The organism is Paraburkholderia sp. RL17-368-BIF-A (assembly GCF_046054045.1).
GTDB classification, from domain to species: Bacteria; Pseudomonadota; Gammaproteobacteria; order Burkholderiales; family Burkholderiaceae; genus Paraburkholderia; species Paraburkholderia graminis.
The window spans coordinates 259,485-282,305 of record NZ_JARESN010000004.1 but is presented as its reverse complement, the minus strand read 5'-3'; the positions used below and the strand labels follow the sequence as shown (position 1 = coordinate 282,305).

Genomic DNA, 22,821 nt, shown 5'->3' with positions numbered 1-22,821 from the left:
GCGACTTCCGATGATTGTCACAGAGTGTCTACGAGTGCGGTATTACGTCAACTTCTCCGCTTTCCTTAAATGCATCACGCCGAGCGCCTTCCAGGAGGTCACATGCTGAGCCGCCTTGGTCCCCGGCTCGCGATCGGCCTTCTCAAACTGTTTGCACTATTGCCGTATGGTTTCATCGCCCGCCTCGGCGACGGACTCGGCTGGCTGCTCTATCAGATTCCGAGCCGCCGCAAGCGCATCGTCCACATCAATCTGAAACTGTGCTTTCCGGAGTGGAACGACGAGCGCCGCGAAGAAGTCGCGCAGAAGCATTTCCGTCACGCGATCCGCAGTTACCTTGAGCGCAGCGTCCAATGGTTCGGCTCCGCGAAGAAGCTCGAAAAGCTGATTCAGGTCGACAGCGCAATCGATCTGACCGATCCGAATTTGCCGCCCACGCTGTTCCTCGGCTTTCATTTCGTCGGCATCGAGGCGGGCTCGATCTTCCTCAATTACTCGCTCAAACGTCAGTGCGGCTCGCTGTATCAGCCGATGTCGAACCCAGAGCTCGAGGAGGTCGCCAAGGCCGCGCGCGCCCGCTTCGGCGCGGACATGGCAAGCCGCGCCGACAGCGCGCGCATCGTGCTGCGCTGGCTGCGCGAGCGCAAGCCGGTGATGCTCGGCGCCGACATGGACTACGGCGCGCGCAATTCGACTTTCGTGTCGTTCTTCGGCGTGCCGACCTGCACGCTGACCGCGGTCGGCCGCCTCGCGAAAGTCGGTCACGCGCAGGTCGTGCCGTTCATCGGCGAAGTGCTGCCGAACTACAAGGGTTATCGGCTGAGGGTGTTCAAGCCGTGGGACAACTACCCGACCGGCGACGACGACGCGGACGCGCGGCGCATGAACGCGTTCCTCGAAGAACAGATTCCGTCGATGCCCGATCAGTACTACTGGGTGCACAAGCGTTTCAAGACGCGGCCGCCCGGTGTGCCGAGCGTGTATTGAGGGCGCTCGAGGGGCGCGTCACTTACAATAGCGTGATGAAACTGAAATTCACCAAGATGCACGGCGCGGGCAACGACTTCGTCGTGCTCGACGGCTACACGCAAGCGCTCAACCTGACGCCGGAGCAGGTGCGCGCGCTCGCCGACCGCCATTTCGGCGTCGGCGCCGACCAGTTGCTGCTGGTCGAAAAGCCCACCGTGGATGGCGTCGATTTCAGGTATCGCATCTTCAATTGCGACGGCGGCGAAGTCGAGCATTGCGGCAACGGCGCGCGCTGCTTCGTGAAGTTCGTGCGCGACAGCGGGCTGACCGATCAGCGCAGCGTGCGCGTGCAAGTGCAGAACGGCACCATCACGCTGACCATGCAGGAAAACGGCGAGGTGCTCGTCGACATGGGCTCGCCCGTGTTCGAACCGGAACGTGTGCCTTTCGCCACCAAAGGTCTCCAGGGACGTCGCGAAGGCGCGGATACGCTCTGGCCGCTCGACGTGAACGGCACGACGCGCTGGATTTCAGTCGTGTCGATGGGCAATCCGCACGCCGTGCAAGTGGTCGACGACGTCGAGGCGTTTCCGGTGCTCGTCGAAGGTCCGGTGATCGAGCGGCACGCGCGCTTTCCGCAAAAGGTGAACGCGGGCTTCATGCAGATCGTCGGCCGGAGCGAAATCAAGCTGCGCGTCTATGAGCGCGGCGCCGGCGAAACGCTGGCGTGCGGCACGGGCGCATGCGCGGCGGTGGCCGCGGGCATTCGGCGCGGACTGCTCGACGCGCCGGTGCTCGTTCATACGCACGGCGGCAAGCTCACCATTTCGTGGGGCAGTAATAAGGAAAGCGAACCGCTGCTGATGGCGGGTCCGGCCACGACCGTTTTCCAGGGCGAGATCGAACTGGCCGACTGAACGTGTCGCCTTCGATCGCGCATGAACGATTCATTAACTCACTGACCGACGCGTCGCATGAAGGCGTCGTCCTGTAGTCCTTTAGCCGAAACCATGAACGATCGCGAAGTCGCCGAATACCTGCTCGCCAATCCCGAATTCTTCGCCGAACACGCGGAAGTGCTCGCCACCATCCGGCTCGCGAACCCGCACGGCAAGGCCGCGGTGTCCCTGCAGGAGCGGCAGATGGAAATGCTGCGCGACAAGAACAAGCATCTCGAACGGCGTCTCGCGGAACTGCTGCGTTACGGCCACGAAAACGACAGCATCGCCTCGAAGTTCAACCGCTGGACGATTCGCGTGATCGCCGAGCGCGATCCGTACGCGCTGCCGCGTACCGTCGCCAATGGCCTGCGTGAAATCTTCGACGTGCCGCAAGCGGCGCTGCGCGTGTGGGACGTCGCCGAGCCGTATGCTCAGGCCGATTTCGCGCGCCACGTCGGCGAAGAAGTGCGGATCTTCGCGAACAGCCTCGCAGCGCCTTACTGCGGCGCGAACACCGGTTTCGAGGCAGCGCAATGGCTCGTGCCGGCTGCCGGCAGCCCCGACGAAAACCCGTCCGGCGGCGCGGCGCCCGAACCCGCGCACGTCACCGAATCGATTGCACTGCTTGCGTTGCGCGACCCGGAAGCCAATGAAGAAGCGTCCGCGTTCGGCCTTCTCGTGATGGGCTCCGCGGACGCGCGCCGCTTCCACGACGGCATGGCGACCGACTTCCTCACGCAGATCGGCGCGCTCGCAAGCGCCGCGCTGAGCCGTCTGCTGCCGCGCTGAACGCGCGAGCGCACGCGTCCGCCGTCCGCAAAAGTCAGCCGAACCCTGCTCGATCCACCGAAACCGCCATCGTGACCGAAACCGACTTCATCGCCGCGTATCTGTCGAATCTCGAACACGAGCGGCGGCTGTCGGCGCACACCTTGCGCGGCTACACGCACGAACTCGAACAATTGCGCCTGCTGGCGAAAGACCGGCCGCTCGAAAGCCTGACCGCTGTCGATATTCGCGGCGCCGTGTCGCGCGCGCACGCGGGCGGGCTAACGGCGCGCTCGATCAGTCACCGTCTGTCGGCCTGGCGCGCGTTTTACCGCTGGCTCGCGGGCCGCATCGATCTGCCCGCCAACCCCGTCGCCACCGTGCGCGCGCCCAAGCAGCCTAAAGCGCTGCCGAAGGCGCTGTCCGTCGACGACGCGAACCGCCTGATGGAAAGCCCGCCTGCCGCATCGGCGGAAGGTTTGCGCGATCACGCGATGCTCGAACTGTTCTACTCGTCGGGGCTGCGTCTGTCGGAACTCGTCGGTCTGGACGCCCGTTTCGCCGACGCCGACGGTTATCGCTCGGCCGGCTGGCTGAAGCTCGATTCCGCGGAAGTCGAAGTGCTCGGCAAGGGCAAGCGGCGGCGCATCGTGCCGGTCGGCAGCAAGGCGCTCACCGCGCTGAACGCGTGGCTCGCCGTGCGCGACCAGATGGTCAAGCACGATCCGCATCCGCTCTTTCTGTCGGCGCGCGGCAATCGCCTGTCGCCGAACGTCGTGCGCGAGCGTGTGAAGCGCGCGGCGCTGCTCGCCGGCATTCCGGCCAATGTGCATCCGCACGTGCTGCGGCACTCGTTCGCGACGCACGTGCTGCAGTCGAGCGGCGACCTGCGCGCCGTGCAGGAATTGCTCGGCCACGCGAGCATCACCGCGACGCAGGTGTACACGGGGCTCGATTTCCAGCATCTCGCGCGCGTCTACGATCAGGCGCATCCGCGCGCCAAAAAACGCGACTGACGCCGCCTTTCGGCTCGCTAGTCACCGCCCTTGCTTCATCCGCCGCGCGCGCCGCAGTTTGCGCGGCCCTTGCTTCTGCTGACACCCTCATGAATATCGTTACGCTCAAACCGTCGAAAGAAAAATCGCTGCTGCGCCGCCATCCGTGGGTCTATGCGAACGCGATTGACCGGATCGACGGCAATCCCGCGCCGGGCGCGACCGTGCTCGTGCGCGCGCACGACGGCCGGTTTCTCGCGCGCGCCGCCTACAGCCCGCACTCGCAGATCCGCGCGCGCGTCTGGAGCTTCGACGAAAGCGAGCCGATCGACCACGCATTCTTCAAGCGCCGCGTGCAGCGCGCGCTCCTCCATCGTCAAACGATGGTGCGCGACACCGGCGCCGTGCGGCTGATTTTCGGCGAAGCGGACGGCCTGCCGGGCCTGATCGTCGATCACTACGTCGCCGAGGACGAAGGCCAGCGCAGCCAGCTCGTCTGCCAGTTCATGGCGGCGGGCGTCGAAGCGTGGAAGGAGGCGATCGTCGCCGCGCTCGTCGGCGCGACCGGCTGTCCGAACGTCTACGAACGCTCGGATGTGTCGATTCGTCAGAAGGAAGGGCTCGAACAGACGACCGGCGTGCTGGCGGGCGAAGCGCCGTCGGAAGCGCTGATCGCGAGCGAAAACGGCGTGCGTTATCACGTCGACGTGCGCAACGGCCACAAGACCGGCTTCTACGTCGACCAGCGCGATAACCGCCTGCTCGTGCAGCAGCTCGCGCAGGACCGCGACGTGTTGAACTGCTTCTGCTACACGGGCGGTTTCTCGCTGGCGGCGCTCAAAGGCGGTGCCAAGCGGGTCGTTTCAATCGATTCGTCCGGCGAGGCGCTCGCGCTCGCGCAGCAGAACGTGGCGGCGAACGGCTTTAACGCCGAGCGCGCGACCTGGCTCGACGCGGACGCCTTCAAGACGCTGCGCCGCCTCTACGACGAAGGCGAGCGTTTCGATCTGATTGTGCTCGATCCGCCGAAATTCGCGCCGTCGCGCGAGCATGTGGACCGCGCGTCGCGCGCGTACAAGGACATCAATCTGACCGGGCTGAAGCTGCTGCGCCCAGGCGGACTGCTGTTCACCTACTCGTGCTCCGGCGCGATCGATTCCGAGCTGTTTCAGAAGATCGTGGCGAGCGCGGCCGCGGACGCGCGCGTCGACGCGCGGATTCTCAAGCGTCTTGGCGCCGGGGTGGATCATCCGTTGCTCACAGCATTTCCGGAAGGCGAATACCTGAAGGGCCTGCTGTTGCAAATCGCCTGATCGCCTATAACTTCACGGTTATTTCGCAGCGGGACGCGAGCGGCGGCGGCCCGGCCGTGCCGGCTGCCAGCGCCGCGTGGGCAGATATGTTTCAATAACCGGCTAGACAGGCTGCGCGCCGCGAGGTTGCCGCGCCCGGCTCATGCATACCGCTATGCATCCGCTAAGCATACGATTACGCATCGTTTCACGACTCTATAGGCGAACAACATGATCCCAGTCACCATCCTGACCGGCTTTCTCGGCAGCGGCAAAACTACCCTGCTCAAGCGCATCCTGAACGAAAAGCACGGCATGAAGATCGCCGTGATCGAGAACGAGTTCGGCGAAGAGAACATCGATAACGAGATTCTCGTGCAGGACACGAGCGAGCAGATCATCCAGATGAGCAACGGCTGCATCTGCTGCACGATCCGCGGCGACCTTTCGCGCGTGCTGGGCGATCTTGCGGCGCAGAAGCAGTCGGGCAAACTGGACTTCGACCGCGTCGTGATCGAAACCACCGGCCTCGCGAACCCCGGCCCCGTTGCGCAGACTTTCTTCATGGATGACCAGATCGCCAGCGAATTCCTGCTCGACGCGATCATCACGCTGGTCGACGCGAAGCACGCGAATCATCAACTGGACGAGCACGAAGTCGTGCAGCGCCAGGTCGGTTTCGCCGATCGCCTGTTCATCACGAAGGCCGATCTCGTCGACGAAGCGCAACTGGGCGATCTGCGCCACCGTCTGCTGCATATGAATCCGAAGGCGGCGATCAAGGTCGTCAATTTCGGCGACGCGGACATCAAGGAAATCTTCGACCTGCGCGGCTTCAATCTGAATTCGAAGCTCGAGATCGATCCGGACTTCCTCGTCGAGGACGAACACGCGCATAACCACGCGCATGCGCACGACGAGCACGGCCACACGCACGGTCACGATCACGACCACGCAAATTGCGATCATGACCACGGCCATTGCAATCACGAAGGCCATGAAGGCCACGATCATGCGCATCATCATCACGCGCATCACGACGACAAGATCAAGTCGTTCGTGTACCGCAACGATCGTCCGTTCGATCCGAACAAGCTCGAAGACTTTCTCGGCGGCATCCTGCAGATTTACGGCGAGCGCCTGTTGCGTTACAAGGGCGTGCTGTACATGAAGGGCGTCGACCGCAAAGTCGTGTTCCAGGGCGTGCATCAGATGATGGGCAGCGACCTCGCGGCCAAATGGCAGCCGGCCGAGAAAAAGACCAACAAGATGGTGTTTATCGGCATCGAATTGCCGCAAGACCTGATTACCGACGGCCTCGACGCCTGCCTCGCCTGAGCGTCGCGCCTGGCAAAAGCGTATTGGTCTGCTGTTACTCGGGGCGCGGGGGCCAAATGGCCCTCGCGAAATGTGCGGTGGCGCACATGTATGAAAAACGCGTGAAAACCCTGCTGTATTAGTGGGCGCTCAACCATCGCTTTTTGACCGTTCGCGCGTTATATTTTCGGGATACCAGTGCGCCGCCGAGGGATTTCCACCAGTTGCGGCGCCGGATTGTGATTCAGTTACAATACGTGCCCACTGGAGAATGAGAACGATTTGCCCGGTCAGTGCGCGGTGATTACATATTGCGCAGTGGGGCGCACCGGGCTTGTAGCGGCGCCGGAAAATCTTGTCCGGGGAACTCGCCGACAATACCCGCCGCAGCAGCCCGAGGAGGCTCGCTGCCCGGGAGCAAATACCTCAGGAGCATTTGAGAACCGGTTTCCAGAGGAGTTCGGCCCCGCATTGGCGTTGCGACGCCCGAGGTGGGCGTGAGGCGCTTCGGCGTCACGACAGTTCATCGTCCGTGTCAGCTTGTGCTCAACGTCCCAGGCGCCTTGCGGGCAATACGAAAGTGCGGGCACTATGTAAGAGTTTTGCCTCACATTGAAGAAGTAAGCCAGATGACGACGAAACGACTCTTGACCGAAGCCGAAATCCTGAAGATGAGCGACAAGGATTACATGAATGAGGATCAGCTCGCTTTCTTCAAGAACAAGCTCGAACAGCTGCAGGCGGAAATTCTCCGCAATGCCGGCCAGACGACCGAGAACCTGCGCGAAACAGTAATCGTGCCGGACCCGGCCGACCGCGCAACGATCGAGGAAGAGCATGCACTCGAGCTGCGCACGCGCGACCGCGAGCGCAAGCTGCTGAAGAAGGTGCAGCAGTCGCTCGCCCGCATCGACTCTGGCGACTACGGCTGGTGCGAAGAAACCGGTGAGCCGATCGGCATTCCGCGTCTGCTCGCGCGGCCCACGGCCACGCTGTCGCTCGAGGCGCAGGAGCGCCGCGAACTGCGCCAGAAGCTGTTCGGCGACTGAACGCCGGCGGCGCGGCTTCGGCGCCGCGCCCACAAACGCTGCTTCGTCGAGAGGCGCACGGTGATCCGTGCGCCTTTTTTCTTTTGTCCTATCCCATTTGCCGGCTCTTGATATGCCCGCGCGCGCCCCTAAAATAAATCCGACATGCGCTGCACGAGCGCGCGAGGCGGCTCACTTCCCGCGTCGCGCGCCGTCTGCTTCCAGGATTCATGCGGTCGCGCATCGCGCGGCCGCGTCCTACCCGCTTTGCAAAGAGGAACGCATATGGAGCAATTTCACGGCACGACGATCGTCTCCGTGCGCCGCGGCGACAAGGTCGCGCTCGGCGGCGACGGCCAGGTGACGCTCGGCAACATCGTCATGAAAGGCGGTGCGAAGAAGGTCAGGCGCATTTACAACGGCAAGGTGCTGGTCGGTTTCGCGGGCGGCACGGCCGACGCGTTTTCGCTGCTCGACCGCTTCGAGGCGAAGCTGGAAAAGCATCAGGGCAATCTCACGCGCGCCGCGGTCGAACTCGCGAAAGACTGGCGCACGGACCGCATGCTGCGCCGTCTCGAAGCCATGCTGATCGCCGCCGACGCAACCACCACGCTCGTCATCACCGGTAACGGCGACGTGCTGGACCCCGAAGGCGGCATTTGCGCGATCGGTTCGGGCGGCGCGTATGCGCAGGCCGCCGCGAAAGCCCTCGCCGACAACACCGAGTTGTCGCCGCGCGAAATCGTGGAGAAGTCGCTGGAGATTGCCGGCGACATGTGCATCTACACGAACCACAACCGCGTCATCGAGACGATCGAGTAAGGACCCACGATGAGCACCATGACCCCTGCCGAGATCGTCTCGGAACTCGACAAACACATCATCGGCCAAGGCCGCGCGAAGAAAGCGGTTGCCGTGGCGCTGCGCAACCGCTGGCGCCGTCAGCAGGTCGACGACCCGCTGCGTCAGGAAATCACGCCGAAAAACATTCTGATGATCGGACCGACCGGCGTCGGCAAAACCGAAATCGCGCGGCGCCTCGCCAAGCTCGCCGACGCGCCGTTCATCAAGATCGAAGCCACCAAGTTCACCGAAGTGGGCTACGTGGGCCGCGACGTCGACAGCATCGTGCGCGATCTGATCGAGATTTCGGTCAAGCAGACGCGCGAATCGGAAATGCGCAAAGTGCGAACCAAAGCCGAAGATCAGGCCGAAGACCGCATTCTCGACATTCTGTTGCCGAGCGCGCGTCCGGTCGGTTTCGGTTCCAGTTCGAGCACGATCGACACGGCCGACGAAGGCGGCACCACGCGCCAGACTTTCCGCAAGCGTCTGCGCGAAGGTCTGCTTGACGACAAGGAAATCGAGCTCGACGTCGAGCAGCCGCAAGTCGGCATGGACATCATGGGGCCGCCGGGCATGGAAGACATGACCGAGCAGATCCGCTCGATGTTCGCGAACATCGGCGGCGGCAAGAAAAGGCGCCGCAAGATGAAGGTGAAGGAAGCGCTGAAGGTTCTCACCGACGAAGAAGCCGGCAAGATGCTCAACGACGAAGAGGTGAAAACCAAAGCCGTGCAGAACGTCGAGCAGAACGGCATTGTGTTCCTCGACGAAATCGACAAGATTGCGTCGCGCAATGAAGCCGGCGGCGGTGAAGTGTCGCGTCAAGGCGTGCAGCGCGATCTGCTGCCGCTCGTCGAAGGCACCACCATCAACACCAAGTACGGCATGGTGAAGACGGATCACATTCTGTTCATCGCGAGCGGTGCCTTTCATCTCGCGAAGCCGAGCGATCTGATCCCCGAACTGCAAGGGCGTTTTCCGATTCGCGTGGAGCTCGATTCGCTGTCGGTGAACGACTTCGAGTCGATCCTCGTGTCGACGGATGCGAGCCTCGTCAAGCAATACCAGGCACTACTGGCAACCGAAGACGTGCATCTGGAATTCGCCGACGACGGCATTCGCCGTCTCGCGGAAATCGCTTATTCGGTGAACGAAAAGACGGAGAACATCGGTGCACGCCGTCTTTACACGGTCATCGAAAAGCTGCTGGAGGAAGTGTCGTTCGCCGCCGGCAATCACTCGGGACGCACGGTGCAGATCGACGCGGCGTATGTGGATCGCGCGCTGAACGAAGTCGCCGAAGACGAAGACCTGTCGCGCTACGTGCTGTGATGTAACGCCGAAGCGACGAAGCAAAACGGGCCGCCTGCAGAAAGGGCGGCCCGTTTTCTTTGCGCCACATCAAACGATGCGGCGATGAAGGCAACTTACTGCTTGACCGGCCGCTTCGCGAGTTTGCGCTGCAAGGTCCGGCGATGCATGTTCAACGCGCGCGCCGTCGCCGAAATATTGCCGCCGTGCTCGGCCAGCACGCGCTGAATGTGCTCCCATTCGAGACGCGCAACCGAGAGCGGCGTGGGATGCTCGATCGCCTCTTCCGCCTGCAACGCACTCGCCTCGCTTTGCAGCGCCGAGAGAATGGTTTCGACGTTCGCAGGCTTCGCCAAGTAGTTGTCCGCGCCGTCTTTCACCGCTTGCACCGCGGTAGCAATGCTCGCGTAACCGGTCAGCACGAGCATGCGCGCGTCGGGTTGCAGATCGCGCAACGGCGCGACGAGCGTGAGGCCCGAGTCGTTGCCAAGATGCAGATCCACTGTGATCTGACTGAACTTCTGCTGGTTGGCCAGCCTGATCGCTTCGTCCGCGTTGTGAGCTTCGCTCACCGTATAGCCGCGCCGCGTCAAACCGCGCGCGAGGATACCGGAGAACACTTCGTCGTCGTCGATCACCAGAAAATTCATCTCGCTCATGCCTGTTTCTCCGTGTTGGATGGCGCGGCGCCTTGGCGGCCCGGGCCGGAACTTTTGCGACCGGTGAGCGGCAGCCGCAAGACTGCGCGCGTGCCACGCGGTTGGGTCGCATTGACGTCCGTCAATTCAATCGATCCTTTCAGGCGCGCCGCCGCCGAAAACGCCAGGTACAGGCCGACGCCGTGCCCGCCTTGCGTGCTGTCCACCGGCATCGCTCCGAGTGAGCCGCGCAGCGCAGCCGGAATGCCGGGGCCCGCGTCGCAGACTTCGAATTCGATCTGATCGCCGCGCGCCGTGAGCCGGCACGACAGCGTGACGTGATCGCGGCTCGCGCGCGCGGCGTTGTCGAGCAGAATCGTCAGAATCTGGCTGACGGCTACCGTGTCGTCGAGACTGACATCCGCGGGCGGAGCGCCAAGCCGCTCGAACTTCACATGCGGATGGCGCAAGCGCCATTGCTCGGCGAACGATCCGAGCCACTCGTCGACCGGCTGGCGATTGGTGGCGGTGGTTGCACGGCTCCTCAACCTCGCGAGCGCGGATGTGCACAAGCTCATCTGCTGTTCGAGCAGTTCGAGATCGGCGCTGTACGGCGCGAGCCCTTTGTCGGTACGCGCCGCGTCGCGCAATTCTTCGGACAGCATTGCAATTGTAGACAGAGGCGTGCCGATTTCGTGAGCGACGGTAGCGGCCTGGACACCGAGCGCGACCGCGCGTTCGTCCTGGAGCAAGCGCTGCTGCGCTTCTCCGAGCGCTGCGTCACGTAGCCGCAGGGCTCGCGACATGCGCGCGACGAACCACGCGATCAGCCCGACGCTCACCATGAAGTTGACCCACATGCCGGCACGGTAGTAGTCGAACAGATTGGCCGGGTTGTCGAGATTCAGCGGCACCGAATCGAAGCCGAGGACTGCATAGCAGGCCACGGCGAACGCGGCGAGCCACGCCATCAGTCGCCAGGGCAGCACGGCCGCCGCGATGGCAAGCGACGGCAGGTACAGCGAGACAAAGGGATTGGTCGTGCCGCCGGACAGAAACAGCAACGCGGACAACGCGCCGAGATCGACCCAGATCTGGCCGAACAGCTCCATGTTCGACTCGGGCCGCTGCTGCGTGACGCGCCACCATGTGAGTGCGTTAAAGATCACCTCGAGCGCGATGACGAGCAGCATGGCCGGCAACGGCAAATGCACGCCGATGAAGATCTGCACGAACGCGATGGTCAGCAACTGCCCGATGATCGCAAGGCTGCGCAGCCAGAACAGATGGCCGAGATTGACGCGGCCGGTGTTGGTTATACGATGCATGACTTCAGTTCACTTTACCCGTTCGGACGCTTCCCAATAGTGCCGCCGCAGCCCGGTGATACTATAGCTTTCTCTGTTAGCGCCTCGCGCCGATTTCTCGGCCGCAATCCTCATGGTCGACTCCGACATCCCGTCAGCTTTCCTTAATTTCATGCAGCAAGCCGCCGCGGCGCGTGTGAGCGGCGCGGTCGAGCCGGAAGCACAAGCGCTTCGCGCGGCAGCGCAGCTTCATCCGCTGGACGAGGACTCGCTGACCTCGCTCACTCAGAATCTGATCGAGCAACAACGCCTGGGCGATGCGATCGAACTGGCCTCCATTATTGCCCAACTGGATAGCGGCAACGCGCGTGCGCACTTCCGTCTCGGTTACGCGCTTCAGATCGCGGACCGGCACGGCGAGGCGGTCGCTCCCTACCGCCGCGCGCTCGCACTCGAACCCACGTTGCCGTCGCTACGCAGCAACCTCGCTGGCGCGCTTTCGCTGTCGAATGGCGACCTTCGCGAGCAAACTGCGCTTCTTGAACAAGCCGTGCTTGCACATCCCGACGATGGAAACGCCTGGACCAATCTTGCAAACGCTTATCGCCAGAGCCTGGATTTGTCGGGCTCGCTCGAAGCCGGCGAGCGAGCGGTTCAGTGCGCGCCGTCCAGTGCGCTCGCCCACAACAACTATGCGCTGGCGCTAAGAGAGGCACAACGTTGGGACGCGGCTTTGCAGGCCGCTGAAACAGCCTGCACACTCGCGCCCGACCACGCGGGTATGCGTTCGAATCTGTCGATGCTGCAACTGATGCGCGGCGACTACGCGAACGGCTGGCTCTCGCATGAGGCGCGCTGGAGCGGCTCGTCGGAGCTGCGCGGCAATCGTCCCACCTTCCCGGCGCCGACCTGGAAGGGCGAGCCGCTCGCCGGCAAAACATTGCTGGTATGGGGCGAGCAGGGCATGGGCGATCTGCTGCAATTCTGCCGCTACATTCCAATGCTGGCCGATTACGTGCATCGCGAAGGCGGCCGTCTCGTGTGGAACTCGTTCCCGCAGATGGGCGGCTTGATGGCGCGCAGTCTGGCCGCTCACGTCGATCAGTTTTCGGCGGGCGGCGGTGTCGAATCGCTGCCGCCCTTCGACTTCGAGATTCCATTGCTGAGCCTGCCGCTGGTCTTCGGCACGAGCGAGGCGGCCATCCCGTCGCGCGGGCCTTATCTTCACGCGGACGCCGCTGCTCTCGAGCGCTGGCGTCAACGGCTCGCCGGCGAGCCGAGGCTCAAGGTCGGACTCGCGTGGACGGGCAGCCACGGGCATCAACGCAATCCGTTTCGGCGTGTCGGCTGGGAACGCTATGCGGAGCACTTTGCGGGCATGCGCAATGTGGCGTTCTACTCGCTGCAACCGGGCGCGAGCGCCGACGTGAATGCAGCCGCGGCCGCCGGCCTGCCGATCACCGACTACACCGCCGAATTCGCCACGTTCGACGACACCGCCGCGTTCGTCGGCGCGCTCGACCTCGTCATCACCGTTTGCACGTCGGCCGCGCATCTGAGCGGCGCGCTCGGGCAACGCACGTGGGTGCTGCTCGACGTCAACCCGCACTGGGTCTGGCTGATCGATCGACGCGACAGCCCGTGGTATCCGAGCGCGACGCTGTACCGGCAGCCGAGCTTCGGCGAGTGGACGCCGGCGCTTGAAGCCGTCTCCCGCGATCTGGAAGCGCTCGCGGCACAGCACGTCGCTGCACAACGCTAAGCGCTAAAGCGAGGAGCGAGCGTGACCGTGAGCCTGACGGCCCATAGCAGAGGCGTTCACGGCACGTCCGCACCGGGCTCTGGCTGAGCCGTCCGCGCGATTTCCGCAGCGAGGCATTCGGGGCAAAGGCAACGGCCGGCGGGGTCCAGCCGCTCGCGCGGCAGTGCCGGCATCTCGCGGCACCAGCAGTCGAAAGGCTCTGCGTGCATCGCGCAATCGAATGCATTGCCGCAGCGCGGGCAGCGCGCGCTGCCTGGTGGGCGGGAAACAGACGGTTTCATGACAGGCGGACGGTCTCGCGGGCATCGACAGGGAAATGATGCCACGGCTTGCGTCCTACCGTGAGTCATCCATTCGGCTAGTTCACAGGCACACGGAAGACGCGCTACGCTTGACTCCGAGTTGCCGCTGCAAAGCACGGTTTCATAGCACGCAAACGCGGCGTTGCACGCCGCCGCCGCACGCGTCGAAAACCCTGTTGCAGCGCGCCAGTCCTGTACAATTCGCCCTGTTTTAACTGTTCCGTGCCCGAGCCTGCCGCCATGTCCGAGCTTCCCGACCTTTCGCAGATTGCGCCCACCCTGAAGGCTGAAATCCTGGCCGAGGCGCTGCCCTACATTCGCCAGTATCACGGTAAGACCGTGGTCATCAAATACGGCGGCAACGCCATGACGGAGGAGCGGCTGAAGCAGGGCTTCGCGCGCGACGTCATTCTGCTGAAGCTGGTCGGCATCAATCCCGTCATCGTGCACGGCGGCGGTCCGCAAATCGACCACGCGCTGAAGAAGGTCGGCAAGCAGGGCACGTTCATTCAAGGCATGCGCGTTACCGACGAAGAGACGATGGAAGTCGTCGAATGGGTGCTCGGCGGCGAAGTGCAGCAGGACATCGTCACGCTGATCAATCACTTCGGCGGTCACGCGGTCGGTCTGACGGGCAAGGACGGCGGTCTGATCCACGCGCGCAAGATGCTGATGCCGGACCGCGACAATCCCGGCCAGTACGTGGACATCGGCCAGGTCGGCGAGGTCGAGGCGATCAATCCGGCCGTGGTGAAGGCGCTGCAAGACGACGCGTTCATTCCCGTCATCTCGCCGATCGGCTTCGGCGAAGACGGGCTGTCGTACAACATCAACGCCGATCTCGTCGCGGGCAAGCTGGCGGTCGTGCTGAACGCCGAGAAGCTCGTGATGATGACGAACATCCCCGGCGTGATGGACAAGGAAGGCAATCTGCTGACCGATCTGTCCGCGCGCGAAATCGACGGGCTCTTCGCCGACGGCACGATCTCGGGCGGCATGCTGCCGAAGATTTCGTCGGCGCTGGATGCCGCGAAGAGCGGCGTGCGCTCGGTGCACATCATCGACGGGCGTATCGAACATTCGGTGCTGCTCGAAATTCTCACCGAACAGCCGTTCGGCACGATGATCCGCTCGCATTGATGCCTGCGTCACACGGGGCACATGAGGCGCGCCGCTGCACCGCGCCTCGTGTGTCCATCACGCCGCTAGCCGCAGCGCCCGGCGCCTGAACAGCACTTCTCCCCATGCGCACTCCGACTTCCCGGCGCCGTCGTCCGCAGATCGCAAGTGGCGGTCCGGTCTGGCTGTTCGATCTCGACAATACGCTGCATCACGCGTCGCACGCGATTTTTCCCGCCATCAATCAGGCGATGACGCAGTACATCATCGACGCGCTGCAAGTCGAGCTCGACGAAGCGAACCGCCTGCGCACCGGCTACACGCAACGTTACGGCGCGGCGCTGCTGGGCCTCACGCGCCATCATCCGCTCGATGCAAACGACTTCCTGAAGGTCGTCCACACGTTTCCCGATCTCGGCTCGATGATCCGCCACGAGCGAGGCGTCGCGCGTCTCGTCGCGGCGCTGCCGGGCCGCAAGATCGTGCTGACCAACGCGCCCGAAAGCTATGCGCGCGCAGTGCTCGCGCAACTGCGAATCGAGCGTCTGTTCGAGCAGGTGATCGCCATCGAGCATATGCGCGACCGGCGCCGCTGGCGCGCGAAGCCCGATCACGCGATGCTGCGCAAGGCGATGCGCGACGCGCATGTGTCGCTGAAAGACGTGATCCTCGTCGAAGACACGCGCTCGCATCTGAAGAACTATCGGCGGCTCGGCATCCGCACGGTGTGGATTACCGGCCATCTGCCGCGTAAGCCGCATATGGACGGCGTGCCCACGCGTCTGCCGGGCACCGGCCGGCCGCATTATGTCGATCGCAGCATTCGTTCGTTAAAATCGCTACGACTGAGCACCCGCTCGGTTCGATTGAAGCGCCAGCAGACGGGACGACAGCCATGCAGCCGATCGACAAGCCTGACGAAGCCCTAGCCGAACCCGACCCCGCCGCGGCGGCTGTCCCGCGAGCGCAGCGTCTGAAGCCAGGCGAGCGCCGCGTGCATATCCTGCAGACGCTCGCCGCGATGCTTGAAGCGCCGAAAAGCGAAAAGATCACCACCGCCGCCCTCGCCTCGCTGCTCGGCGTGTCGGAAGCGGCGCTTTATCGTCACTTTGCGAGCAAGGCGCAAATGTTCGAAGGACTAATCGAGTTCATCGAACAGACCATCTTCGGCCTGATCAATCAGATCGTCGACAAGGAAAACAACGGCGTACTTCAGGCGCGCGCGATCGCGTTGATGCTGCTGAACTTCTCCGCGAAAAATCCTGGCATGACGCGCGTGCTGACATGCGAGGCGCTCGTCGGCGAACATGAGCGGCTGACGACGCGCGTCAATCAGATGCTCGAGCGCGTCGAAGCTTCGCTGAAGCAATGTTTGCGCTTGGCTGCGGTGAGCGTCGATTCGTCCGCGCACGAAACGCTCGCACCTCTTCCGGCGGACTACGATCCTGCCGTGCGCGCGAGTCTGCTGTTGAGCTATGTCATTGGACGCTGGCATCGCTTTGTCCGTAGCGGCTTTGTGCGCATGCCGGCCGACGACGCCGATTCGCAATTGCGAGTGATCCTTCAGTAGCGTGCTCGGGAAGCCGCGTGGGCTGCCGGCCAGACGTTGCCGCCCGGAATTTTCCGCTATACTTTGCGCCTGACTGCGGCCCTTGCATTACCTGAAAGCACATGACAGGTATCGAGGGAACCGCCTTCCAGAACACACGTACTACGCGCCGATTTGCTGACTCGATTGCGGGCGCGCGAACCAGTGGAACAATTCCGCGGTTCACTATAAATGCGGCTAAAGAGGTCGTCAGCCGCGCACAAGTCGTTCTCCTCCGTGCTTTGCCGACGCCGTCTAGCCGCCCTGTCTTTGTCAAATGGCGGAATGAATGGAATCGATCGGTATCGTCGCTCCACAAAAAATGCATTTCACCGAGCCGTTGCGTCTGCAAAACGGCAGCTCGCTTGCCGGCTACGACCTGATGGTCGAGACCTACGGCACGCTCAACGCCGCGCGCAGCAATGCGGTGCTCGTGTGCCACGCGCTCAACGCGTCGCATCATGTGGCGGGTGTCTATGCGGACAATCCAAAGGACATCGGCTGGTGGGACAACATGGTCGGCCCAGGCAAACCGCTCGATACGGATAAGTTCTTCGTGATCGGCGTGAACAATCTCGGCTCGTGCTTCGGTTCGACGGGGCCCATGAGTATCGATCCGGCCACCGGCAAACCGTATGGCGCGGCCTTCCCCGTGGTGACGGTGGAAGACTGGGTCAATGCGCAGGCGCTCGTCGCGGACCGGTTCGGCATCGAGCGCTTCGCCGCGGTCATGGGCGGCAGCCTCGGCGGCATGCAGGCGCTCGCGTGGAGCATGATGTATCCGCAGCGCGTCGCGCATTGCATCGTGGTGGCGTCCACGCCGAAGCTGTCCGCGCAAAACATTGCGTTCAACGAAGTGGCGCGCTCGGCGATTCTGTCGGACCCCGACTTTCACGGCGGCAACTACTACGCGCACAACGTGAAGCCGAAGCGCGGCTTGCGCGTCGCGCGCATGATCGGCCACATCACCTATCTGTCGGACGACGACATGGCCGAGAAATTCGGCCGTTCGCTGCGACGCGCGGAAGGCGCGCTCGACGCGTACAACTTCAACTTCGACGTGGAGTTCGAAGTGGAGTCGTACCTGCGCTATCAGGGCGACAAGTTCGCCGACTACTTCGACGCGAACACGTACCTGCTGATCACGCGCGCGCTCGATTACTTCGATCCGGCGAAAGCCTTCGAAGGCGATCTGACAGCGGCCCTTGCGCACACCACAGCGAAATATCTGATCGCCAGCTTCTCAACCGACTGGCGTTTCGCGCCGGCCCGCTCGCGCGAACTCGTGAAGGCGCTGCTCGATCACAAGCGCACCGTGACGTACGCGGAAATCGACGCGCCGCACGGCCACGACGCCTTCCTGCTCGACGACGCGCGCTATCACAACCTGATGCGCGCCTACTACGAACGCATTGCGAACGAGGTGAACGCATGAACCAGCGAGCACTCGATTATCTGGCGCTGCGCCCGGACTTCCGCGCGATCGCCCGCTGGGTCGAACCGCGCGCCACGGTGCTGGACCTGGGTTGCGGCGACGGCTCGCTGCTGTCGCTGCTCACCGAGGAACTGGACGTGCAAGGCTACGGCATCGAAATCAACGACGCGGGCGTGCTGGCCGCGACGCAAAACGGCGTCAACGTGATCCAGCAGAATCTCGAAGACGGCCTGCGTCTTTTCGAAGACGGCAGCTTCGATTTCGCGGTTTTGTCGCAGACGCTGCAAACCATTCATCAGACCGCGGCGATTTTGCGGGAAACCGTGCGCGTCGGTCGCGAATGCATCGTGTCGTTTCCGAACTTCGGCTATTGGGCGCATCGGCTTTCCGTAGTTCGGGGACGGATGCCGGTGTCGAAGTCGCTGCCCTATCAATGGCACAACACGCCTAACGTGCGCGTGCTGACCATCAAGGACTTCGAGGCGCTCGCGCCCGAAGTCGGCATCGAAATTCTCGACCGTGTCGTGCTGCACGACGGTCAGACGGTGCGGTGGGGCGTGAACTGGCGTGGTAGTCTTGCGGTCTATCGCGTCAAGAAAAGCTAACGCAAGCTATCCACATGTCGAACCCGCCGCACGAGGCGCCTGCACTTACCGCTCACGAAGAACATCCCGGCTGGCGCGCGTTTTTTAATACGCGCATGCTGATCTGCGTCTTTCTCGGCTTTACGTCGGGATTGCCGCTGTTCACGCTCGTCTATCTGGTGCAGGCATGGTTGCGCTCTGAAGGCGTCAATCTGAAGGAGATTGGCCTTTTTGCGCTGATCCAGTTTCCCTATACCTGGAAGTTCATCTGGGCGCCGCTGATGGATCGCTACGTCCCGCGCTTTCCGGGCTGGCGTCCGGGCAGACGGCGCGGCTGGATGCTCGTCACGCAGATTCTGGTCGCCGGCGCTATCGGCACGCTTGGGTTCGTGTCGCCGCGCGACTCAATCTGGACCGTCGCGGCATTGACGGCGCTCGTCGCGTTTTTCGGCGCAAGCCAGGACATTTCAATCGATGCCTACCGGCGCGAGTTGCTAAGCGACACGCAACAGGGTCTCGGCAATGCGGTGCACGTCAATGCCTACAAGATCGCGGCACTGGTGCCGGGTTCGCTGGCGCTGATTCTGTCAGATCATTTGCCGTGGACTACCGTGTTCATCGTGACCGCTGCGTTCATGGTGCCTGGTATGGTGATGACGCTTGTAGTCCGCGAGCCGGAAGTGCACGGCACGCCGCCCAAGAATTTGCGCGACGCGATCGTGCAGCCGTTCCGCGAATTCGTCGAGCGCGATGGCTGGCGCGGCGCGCTGTTCGTGCTCGGCTTCATCTTTCTGTACAAGCTCGGCGACACGATGGCGACGACGTTGTCCACATCGTTCTTCCTCGACATCGGTTTCTCGCGCACGCAGATTGGCGTGATCGCGAAAACGACGGCGTTTGGCGCGAGTCTCGCGGGCGGAATTGTCGGCGGCATCTGGCTGATGAAGATCGGCATCGGCCGCGGCTTGTGGATCTTCGGCATCCTGCAGATGGTGTCGACACTCGGCTTCGCCTGGCTCGCGCATCTCGGACCTGCTTCGCCTGGCTTGACGGCGATTTACGACATCGCCGTCTGGACCAGCGAAGGCACGACGAAGCTGCTGTCGTGGGTCGGCATCGACTGGTCGGTGCAACTCGAACCGCGCTCGGTCGCGCTCGCGCTCGTCTACGGTTTCGAAACTTTCTCCACCGGTCTGACGATGGCGGCCTTCACCGCGTACATCGCCAGCACGACCGATCCGCGTTATACGGCCACGCAGTTCGCGCTCTTTACGAGCCTGGCTTCGGTGCCGCGCACGTTGGCGTCGGCGGCGAGCGGCTATGTGGTCGCGAAGATCGGCTGGTTCGACTACTTCATTGTCTGTACCGCGTTGGCTGTGCCGGGCATGCTGCTTCTGTTGCGCATCGCGCCGTGGAGAGTGCGGTCGTGAAGGTGCTTTTCGCAAAACAGCCATTGCGCCTGGGTGCGCGCCGCGGCGTCGCGTTGCGCGATGCTGGCCGTGGTGCGCTTCGCGCAGCGTTGTGGGTCGGCTGTTCGGGGTTTGTGAGTTTGATCGCGCCGTCCGCTGCTGTTTACGCAGCCGCTGGAACGCCGGCCGCCGGAACGCCAGCCACTGGAGCGCCGGCCGCCGCCGCCCCGACCACCGCTGCACCGCCCGCCGCTAACAGCGCCGCGGCCGGCACGTCGCTCAACGCTGCAACGGCTGCAGCGCCGCAACCGCCCGGGCCCGCGGCTAAATCTGCTGCGGCGGCCACGAACGCCGAAAGCGCGCCGGCTGCACCGCCGGCCGCGAACAGCGCGACGAGTTCCGGCAACTCGCCGCCAGGACCAACCGCTCAACCATCCGCGAGCGCGAAAGCCGCGGCGCCGACGTCATCGCCCGCTGGCGCTGCAAAGCCGGCTGCGTCGTACGGCCCGAGCAACCAGTTGCGTTACGGCGGCTATCTGGTGTTCCGCAACCTGATTCCGTCGCCGATGCTCGAGGCGCAAGCCGCCGAAGAGTTCAGCCAGATCGCGTACGGCGCCGAGCACGCCAACCGTCTATACGGCGACGCCGATGCGCATGTCACGCGCGTGCGCTCGATCGTCGACAAGATGGTTCCGTACTCGCTCAAATGGAACGAGCGGGCGAAAGGCTGGAAGTGGGACGTCGCCGTCGTGCGTTCGCCCGACATTCGCATGTACTGCCTGCCAGGCGGCAAGATCGTCGTGTACGGTGGGCTGCTCGACCGCGCGCATCTGAACGACAACGAGCTCGGCATGCTGATCGGCCATGAGATCGCGCATGCGCTGCGTGAACATGCGCGTGAGCGGCTCGGTCAGTTGCAGGCAAGCCAATTGGATTCGTCGGGTACGATCCCGCAGCTCTTCGGTCTCGCGGACCTGGGCGCGGCGCCGCTCGGCATCGGTTCGCGCCTGCTCGAAATGAAGTACGAAAACACGGACGAAACCGAAGCCGACGTGATCGGCAGCGACATCGCCTCTCGTGCGGGCTTCGATCCGCGCGCGGCGGTCACGCTGTGGGACAAGCTCGCGCAGGCCACGCGCAGCAATCGCGAGCAGGGCTTCATCTACGTGCATCCGTACTCGCCCGCGCGCCGCCAGGACATCGTCAAGCGTCTGCCGGACATGCTGCCGCTTTATGCGAAGGCCATCGGCAAAACCGTGGATGCGCTGCCGGACTATGCGGGCATGGGCCGTCCGCGCCGCAAACTGGCGCGCGATTAACGGGCGTCACGCTTCACGCCTCCGCGATCTCGAGCGCGCGTCTTGCGGACGCCGCTCAGGCGCTCTTACCGACGCGGCGCTTCAACTCAAGGCCGCCGCGCAGAATCTAAAACTCACTTCTTCGACACGTCGTGGTCGTAGTCGACCGTCAGCGGCGCGTGATCGCTGAACTTGATGTCGCGAAACACGTCAGTGCGTTTCGCCTTGCTCGCGATGCCCGGCGTCGCGATCTGATAATCGATCCGCCACCCCACGTTCTTCGCATACGCCTGGCCGCGATTGCTCCACCACGTATATTGCTCGGGCCGCTGATCGAGCGTGCGGAAGACGTCGACGTAACCGACTTCGTCGAACAGTTTGGTGAGCCACGCGCGCTCTTCCGGCAGGCAACCCGAGTTCTTCTGATTGCTCTTCCAGTTCTTGATGTCGATTTCTTTATGGACGATATTCACGTCGCCGCACAGGATCACTTCGCGCTCGCGCGCGAGTTGCGCGAGATGCGGCATGAACTCGTCCATGAAACGATACTTGGCCTGCTGACGCTCTTCGCCGCTCGACCCTGACGGCACATACACCGACACAACCGACAGCTTGCCGAAACGCAGTTCGACATAACGCCCTTCGGGATCGAATTCCTCGCTGCCGAAGCCGATCACAACCTCATCCGGCTCGTGACGCGTATAGACGCCCGCGCCGCTATAACCCTTCTTCACCGCGTGCTGGAAATAGCCGGTGAAATCATGCGGCGCGAGGAATTCCGGCGTCATGTCGTCCTGCGAACATTTGATTTCCTGCACGCAAAGTACGTCGGCATTCTGCTCGCCGAACCAGTCGAAAAAACCCTTTTTGGCCGCTGAGCGGATGCCGTTCAGGTTGGCGGTAATCACACGCAACATGTCGTTCCTTTGTGTTCGATTCGTTTGGAGATTCGTCTTCGAGATGGTTTTCCGACGACGCCGAAAGTCATTCGATCTTCACGCCTTTCAGCGATTCCTTGGCCGGCGGGAATTCCAGCTTCAGGTCCTGGAAAGTGCGCAATAGCAACTCGGCGACCATCACATTGCGATGCGTTTTCGAGTCCGCGGGGATGACGTACCACGGCGCGTATTCGGTCGAAGTCGCGGCCAGCGCGTTGCGATAAACGCCCTGGTATGTGTCCCACTGCTTGCGTGCGTCGAGATCCGCTACGTCGAACTTCCAGTGCTTGGTCTCATCGTCGACGCGCGCCTGAAGCCGCTCGCGCTGCTCGTCCTTTGAAATATGCAGCATGCACTTGATGATCGTCGTGTCGCTGTCGGCAAGCAGTTCCTCGAACTGGCGAATGTGGCGGCAGCGCACGTCGAATGCATTCGCGTCGATGTTGCCGAGCACGGTCGGCACCAGCAGGTCTTCGTAGTGGCTGCGATTGAAGATTGTCAGTTCGCCCGCAGCGGGCGCTTGCGCATGCACGCGCCACAGGAAGTCGTGCGCGAGTTCGTCGGGCGTCGGCGCCCTGAACGGCGCGATGCGCAGACCGAGCGGGTCGACTTCGTGAAACACGGCGCGAATCGTGCCGTCCTTGCCGCTCGTGTCCATGCCTTGCAGGACCAGCAGCACGCGGCGCTTTCGTTGCGCGTGCAAGCGTTCCTGCAAGACGTCGAGCTTCGCGCCGATCTCGGAGAGCCGCTCGCGGTCGGAATCTTTCGATCCCGTGGAAAAAGGCTTCGACGCGGGATCGAAATCATCGAGCGAGAATTTGCCGTTCTTTTTGCCCTCGAAATAAGGCACGCGGAAATCGTCGAGGTCGGGTCGCTTCGCCATCCACACACTCCGTAATCTGCGTTCGGGTTCGCAAAAGCGGGCCCGCAAATGAAACGGGCCGTTGCCGCACTTTCGTTTCCGGCAACAGCCC

Annotated in this window: 22 protein-coding genes; 17 read left to right on the top strand and 5 right to left on the bottom strand. The window is 63.1% G+C overall.

The window, feature by feature from the left end:
• Nucleotides 1-102 precede the first annotated feature (102 nt).
• The 9 genes from P0D87_RS09565 (at nucleotide 103) to hslU (ending at nucleotide 9,488) form a co-directional block, all read left to right on the top strand.
• Nucleotides 103-987 (top strand): lipid A biosynthesis lauroyl acyltransferase, encoded by an 885-nt coding sequence (locus P0D87_RS09565; protein ID WP_053857377.1) that lies wholly within the window; start codon nucleotides 103-105, stop codon nucleotides 985-987.
• Nucleotides 988-1,022: 35 nt separating this feature from the next.
• On the top strand, nucleotides 1,023-1,886 hold the full coding sequence (dapF, locus tag P0D87_RS09560; protein WP_053857376.1) for a diaminopimelate epimerase: 864 nt from the start codon (nucleotides 1,023-1,025) through the stop codon (nucleotides 1,884-1,886).
• Nucleotides 1,887-1,979: 93 nt separating this feature from the next.
• Entirely contained in the window at nucleotides 1,980-2,699 is a 720-nt protein-coding gene (locus tag P0D87_RS09555) for a DUF484 family protein (RefSeq protein ID WP_044021423.1), read from the top strand.
• A gap of 71 nt (nucleotides 2,700-2,770) precedes the next feature.
• Nucleotides 2,771-3,694 (top strand): tyrosine recombinase XerC, encoded by a 924-nt coding sequence (gene xerC, locus P0D87_RS09550; protein WP_029969465.1) that lies wholly within the window; start codon nucleotides 2,771-2,773, stop codon nucleotides 3,692-3,694.
• 89 nt (nucleotides 3,695-3,783) lie between these two features.
• The gene (locus tag P0D87_RS09545) at nucleotides 3,784-4,986 is read left to right on the top strand and encodes a class I SAM-dependent rRNA methyltransferase (protein ID WP_006050514.1); all 1,203 of its coding nucleotides are present in this window, start codon (nucleotides 3,784-3,786) and stop codon (nucleotides 4,984-4,986) included.
• Nucleotides 4,987-5,196: 210 nt separating this feature from the next.
• The gene (locus tag P0D87_RS09540; protein ID WP_408636795.1) at nucleotides 5,197-6,303 is read left to right on the top strand and encodes a CobW family GTP-binding protein; all 1,107 of its coding nucleotides are present in this window, start codon (nucleotides 5,197-5,199) and stop codon (nucleotides 6,301-6,303) included.
• Between the two features lie 608 nt (nucleotides 6,304-6,911).
• Nucleotides 6,912-7,331 carry an RNA polymerase-binding protein DksA gene (dksA, locus tag P0D87_RS09535; protein ID WP_006050516.1) on the top strand — a complete coding sequence of 140 codons (420 nt, stop codon included), beginning with the start codon at nucleotides 6,912-6,914 and terminating at the stop codon, nucleotides 7,329-7,331.
• A 264-nt stretch (nucleotides 7,332-7,595) separates the two neighbouring features.
• Nucleotides 7,596-8,132, top strand: a complete 537-nt coding sequence (gene hslV / locus P0D87_RS09530) for an ATP-dependent protease subunit HslV (RefSeq protein WP_006050517.1) — start codon at nucleotides 7,596-7,598, stop codon at nucleotides 8,130-8,132.
• 9 nt (nucleotides 8,133-8,141) lie between these two features.
• Nucleotides 8,142-9,488: an ATP-dependent protease ATPase subunit HslU gene (hslU, locus tag P0D87_RS09525; RefSeq protein WP_053857375.1), complete on the top strand. Its 1,347-nt coding sequence runs from the start codon at nucleotides 8,142-8,144 to the stop codon at nucleotides 9,486-9,488.
• Between the two features lie 95 nt (nucleotides 9,489-9,583).
• Here hslU and P0D87_RS09520 read toward each other — a convergent pair whose 3' ends face one another.
• Together P0D87_RS09520 and P0D87_RS09515 are read right to left on the bottom strand one after the other, a co-directional pair.
• Nucleotides 9,584-10,126, bottom strand: coding sequence for a response regulator transcription factor (locus P0D87_RS09520; protein WP_006050519.1), 543 nt, complete (start codon nucleotides 10,124-10,126; stop codon nucleotides 9,584-9,586).
• Nucleotides 10,123-11,433, bottom strand: coding sequence for an ATP-binding protein (locus P0D87_RS09515; RefSeq protein ID WP_006050520.1), 1,311 nt, complete (start codon nucleotides 11,431-11,433; stop codon nucleotides 10,123-10,125). Before P0D87_RS09515 ends, P0D87_RS09520 begins: the two co-directional genes overlap by 4 nt.
• A 112-nt stretch (nucleotides 11,434-11,545) precedes the next feature.
• On the opposite strand from P0D87_RS09515, the gene P0D87_RS09510 reads away from it, so the two are divergent.
• On the top strand, nucleotides 11,546-13,174 hold the full coding sequence (locus P0D87_RS09510) for a tetratricopeptide repeat protein (RefSeq protein ID WP_053857374.1): 1,629 nt from the start codon (nucleotides 11,546-11,548) through the stop codon (nucleotides 13,172-13,174).
• A gap of 56 nt (nucleotides 13,175-13,230) precedes the next feature.
• Here the strand turns inward: P0D87_RS09510 and P0D87_RS09505 are convergent, their stop codons facing one another.
• A complete protein-coding gene (locus P0D87_RS09505) occupies nucleotides 13,231-13,455 on the bottom strand; it encodes a cysteine-rich CWC family protein (RefSeq protein ID WP_081653027.1) in 225 nt (74 codons plus the stop codon).
• 261 nt (nucleotides 13,456-13,716) lie between these two features.
• Between P0D87_RS09505 and argB the strand changes: the two genes are divergently transcribed.
• The 7 genes from argB (at nucleotide 13,717) to P0D87_RS09470 (ending at nucleotide 20,930) form a co-directional block, all read left to right on the top strand.
• Nucleotides 13,717-14,616 carry an acetylglutamate kinase gene (gene argB, locus P0D87_RS09500; protein WP_006050522.1) on the top strand — a complete coding sequence of 300 codons (900 nt, stop codon included), beginning with the start codon at nucleotides 13,717-13,719 and terminating at the stop codon, nucleotides 14,614-14,616.
• 104 nt (nucleotides 14,617-14,720) lie between these two features.
• Nucleotides 14,721-15,524, top strand: a complete 804-nt coding sequence (locus P0D87_RS09495; RefSeq protein ID WP_006050523.1) for a pyrimidine 5'-nucleotidase — start codon at nucleotides 14,721-14,723, stop codon at nucleotides 15,522-15,524.
• The gene (gene slmA / locus P0D87_RS09490; protein WP_053857373.1) at nucleotides 15,491-16,165 is read left to right on the top strand and encodes a nucleoid occlusion factor SlmA; all 675 of its coding nucleotides are present in this window, start codon (nucleotides 15,491-15,493) and stop codon (nucleotides 16,163-16,165) included. The genes P0D87_RS09495 and slmA overlap by 34 nt, the downstream gene beginning before the upstream one ends.
• 307 nt (nucleotides 16,166-16,472) lie before the next feature.
• On the top strand, nucleotides 16,473-17,618 hold the full coding sequence (gene metX / locus P0D87_RS09485) for a homoserine O-succinyltransferase MetX (protein WP_006050525.1): 1,146 nt from the start codon (nucleotides 16,473-16,475) through the stop codon (nucleotides 17,616-17,618).
• On the top strand, nucleotides 17,615-18,223 hold the full coding sequence (gene metW, locus P0D87_RS09480) for a methionine biosynthesis protein MetW (RefSeq protein WP_006050526.1): 609 nt from the start codon (nucleotides 17,615-17,617) through the stop codon (nucleotides 18,221-18,223). The genes metX and metW overlap by 4 nt, the downstream gene beginning before the upstream one ends.
• A gap of 14 nt (nucleotides 18,224-18,237) precedes the next feature.
• Nucleotides 18,238-19,632, top strand: a complete 1,395-nt coding sequence (locus P0D87_RS09475) for an AmpG family muropeptide MFS transporter (protein WP_053857372.1) — start codon at nucleotides 18,238-18,240, stop codon at nucleotides 19,630-19,632.
• Nucleotides 19,629-20,930 carry a M48 family metallopeptidase gene (locus P0D87_RS09470; protein ID WP_082367042.1) on the top strand — a complete coding sequence of 434 codons (1,302 nt, stop codon included), beginning with the start codon at nucleotides 19,629-19,631 and terminating at the stop codon, nucleotides 20,928-20,930. The genes P0D87_RS09475 and P0D87_RS09470 overlap by 4 nt, the downstream gene beginning before the upstream one ends.
• Nucleotides 20,931-21,043: 113 nt before the next feature.
• Here the strand turns inward: P0D87_RS09470 and P0D87_RS09465 are convergent, their stop codons facing one another.
• Entirely contained in the window at nucleotides 21,044-21,826 is a 783-nt protein-coding gene (locus P0D87_RS09465) for an exodeoxyribonuclease III (RefSeq protein ID WP_053857371.1), read from the bottom strand.
• A 67-nt stretch (nucleotides 21,827-21,893) separates the two neighbouring features.
• The gene (locus tag P0D87_RS09460; RefSeq protein ID WP_006050530.1) at nucleotides 21,894-22,730 is read right to left on the bottom strand and encodes a PPK2 family polyphosphate kinase; all 837 of its coding nucleotides are present in this window, start codon (nucleotides 22,728-22,730) and stop codon (nucleotides 21,894-21,896) included.
• Nucleotides 22,731-22,821 lie beyond the last annotated feature (91 nt).

Excerpts from the sequence above, each read along its gene's own strand:
- slmA (WP_053857373.1), top strand. The coding sequence starts at position 15,491 with ATGCAGCCGATCGACAAGCCTGACGAAGCCCTAGCCGAACCCGACCCC.
- dapF (WP_053857376.1), top strand. The coding sequence starts at position 1,023 with ATGAAACTGAAATTCACCAAGATGCACGGCGCGGGCAACGACTTCGTC.
- metX (WP_006050525.1), top strand. The coding sequence starts at position 16,473 with ATGGAATCGATCGGTATCGTCGCTCCACAAAAAATGCATTTCACCGAG.
- hslU (WP_053857375.1), top strand. The coding sequence starts at position 8,142 with ATGAGCACCATGACCCCTGCCGAGATCGTCTCGGAACTCGACAAACAC.
- P0D87_RS09540 (WP_408636795.1), top strand. The coding sequence starts at position 5,197 with ATGATCCCAGTCACCATCCTGACCGGCTTTCTCGGCAGCGGCAAAACT.
- argB (WP_006050522.1), top strand. The coding sequence starts at position 13,717 with ATGTCCGAGCTTCCCGACCTTTCGCAGATTGCGCCCACCCTGAAGGCT.
- metW (WP_006050526.1), top strand. The coding sequence starts at position 17,615 with ATGAACCAGCGAGCACTCGATTATCTGGCGCTGCGCCCGGACTTCCGC.
- hslV (WP_006050517.1), top strand. The coding sequence starts at position 7,596 with ATGGAGCAATTTCACGGCACGACGATCGTCTCCGTGCGCCGCGGCGAC.
- P0D87_RS09505 (WP_081653027.1), bottom strand. The coding sequence starts at position 13,455 with ATGAAACCGTCTGTTTCCCGCCCACCAGGCAGCGCGCGCTGCCCGCGC.
- P0D87_RS09495 (WP_006050523.1), top strand. The coding sequence starts at position 14,721 with ATGCGCACTCCGACTTCCCGGCGCCGTCGTCCGCAGATCGCAAGTGGC.
- P0D87_RS09475 (WP_053857372.1), top strand. The coding sequence starts at position 18,238 with ATGTCGAACCCGCCGCACGAGGCGCCTGCACTTACCGCTCACGAAGAA.
- P0D87_RS09510 (WP_053857374.1), top strand. The coding sequence starts at position 11,546 with ATGGTCGACTCCGACATCCCGTCAGCTTTCCTTAATTTCATGCAGCAA.
- P0D87_RS09460 (WP_006050530.1), bottom strand. The coding sequence starts at position 22,730 with ATGGCGAAGCGACCCGACCTCGACGATTTCCGCGTGCCTTATTTCGAG.
- P0D87_RS09520 (WP_006050519.1), bottom strand. The coding sequence starts at position 10,126 with ATGAGCGAGATGAATTTTCTGGTGATCGACGACGACGAAGTGTTCTCC.
- P0D87_RS09545 (WP_006050514.1), top strand. The coding sequence starts at position 3,784 with ATGAATATCGTTACGCTCAAACCGTCGAAAGAAAAATCGCTGCTGCGC.
- P0D87_RS09515 (WP_006050520.1), bottom strand. The coding sequence starts at position 11,433 with ATGCATCGTATAACCAACACCGGCCGCGTCAATCTCGGCCATCTGTTC.
- dksA (WP_006050516.1), top strand. The coding sequence starts at position 6,912 with ATGACGACGAAACGACTCTTGACCGAAGCCGAAATCCTGAAGATGAGC.
- P0D87_RS09565 (WP_053857377.1), top strand. The coding sequence starts at position 103 with ATGCTGAGCCGCCTTGGTCCCCGGCTCGCGATCGGCCTTCTCAAACTG.
- P0D87_RS09465 (WP_053857371.1), bottom strand. The coding sequence starts at position 21,826 with ATGTTGCGTGTGATTACCGCCAACCTGAACGGCATCCGCTCAGCGGCC.
- P0D87_RS09555 (WP_044021423.1), top strand. The coding sequence starts at position 1,980 with ATGAACGATCGCGAAGTCGCCGAATACCTGCTCGCCAATCCCGAATTC.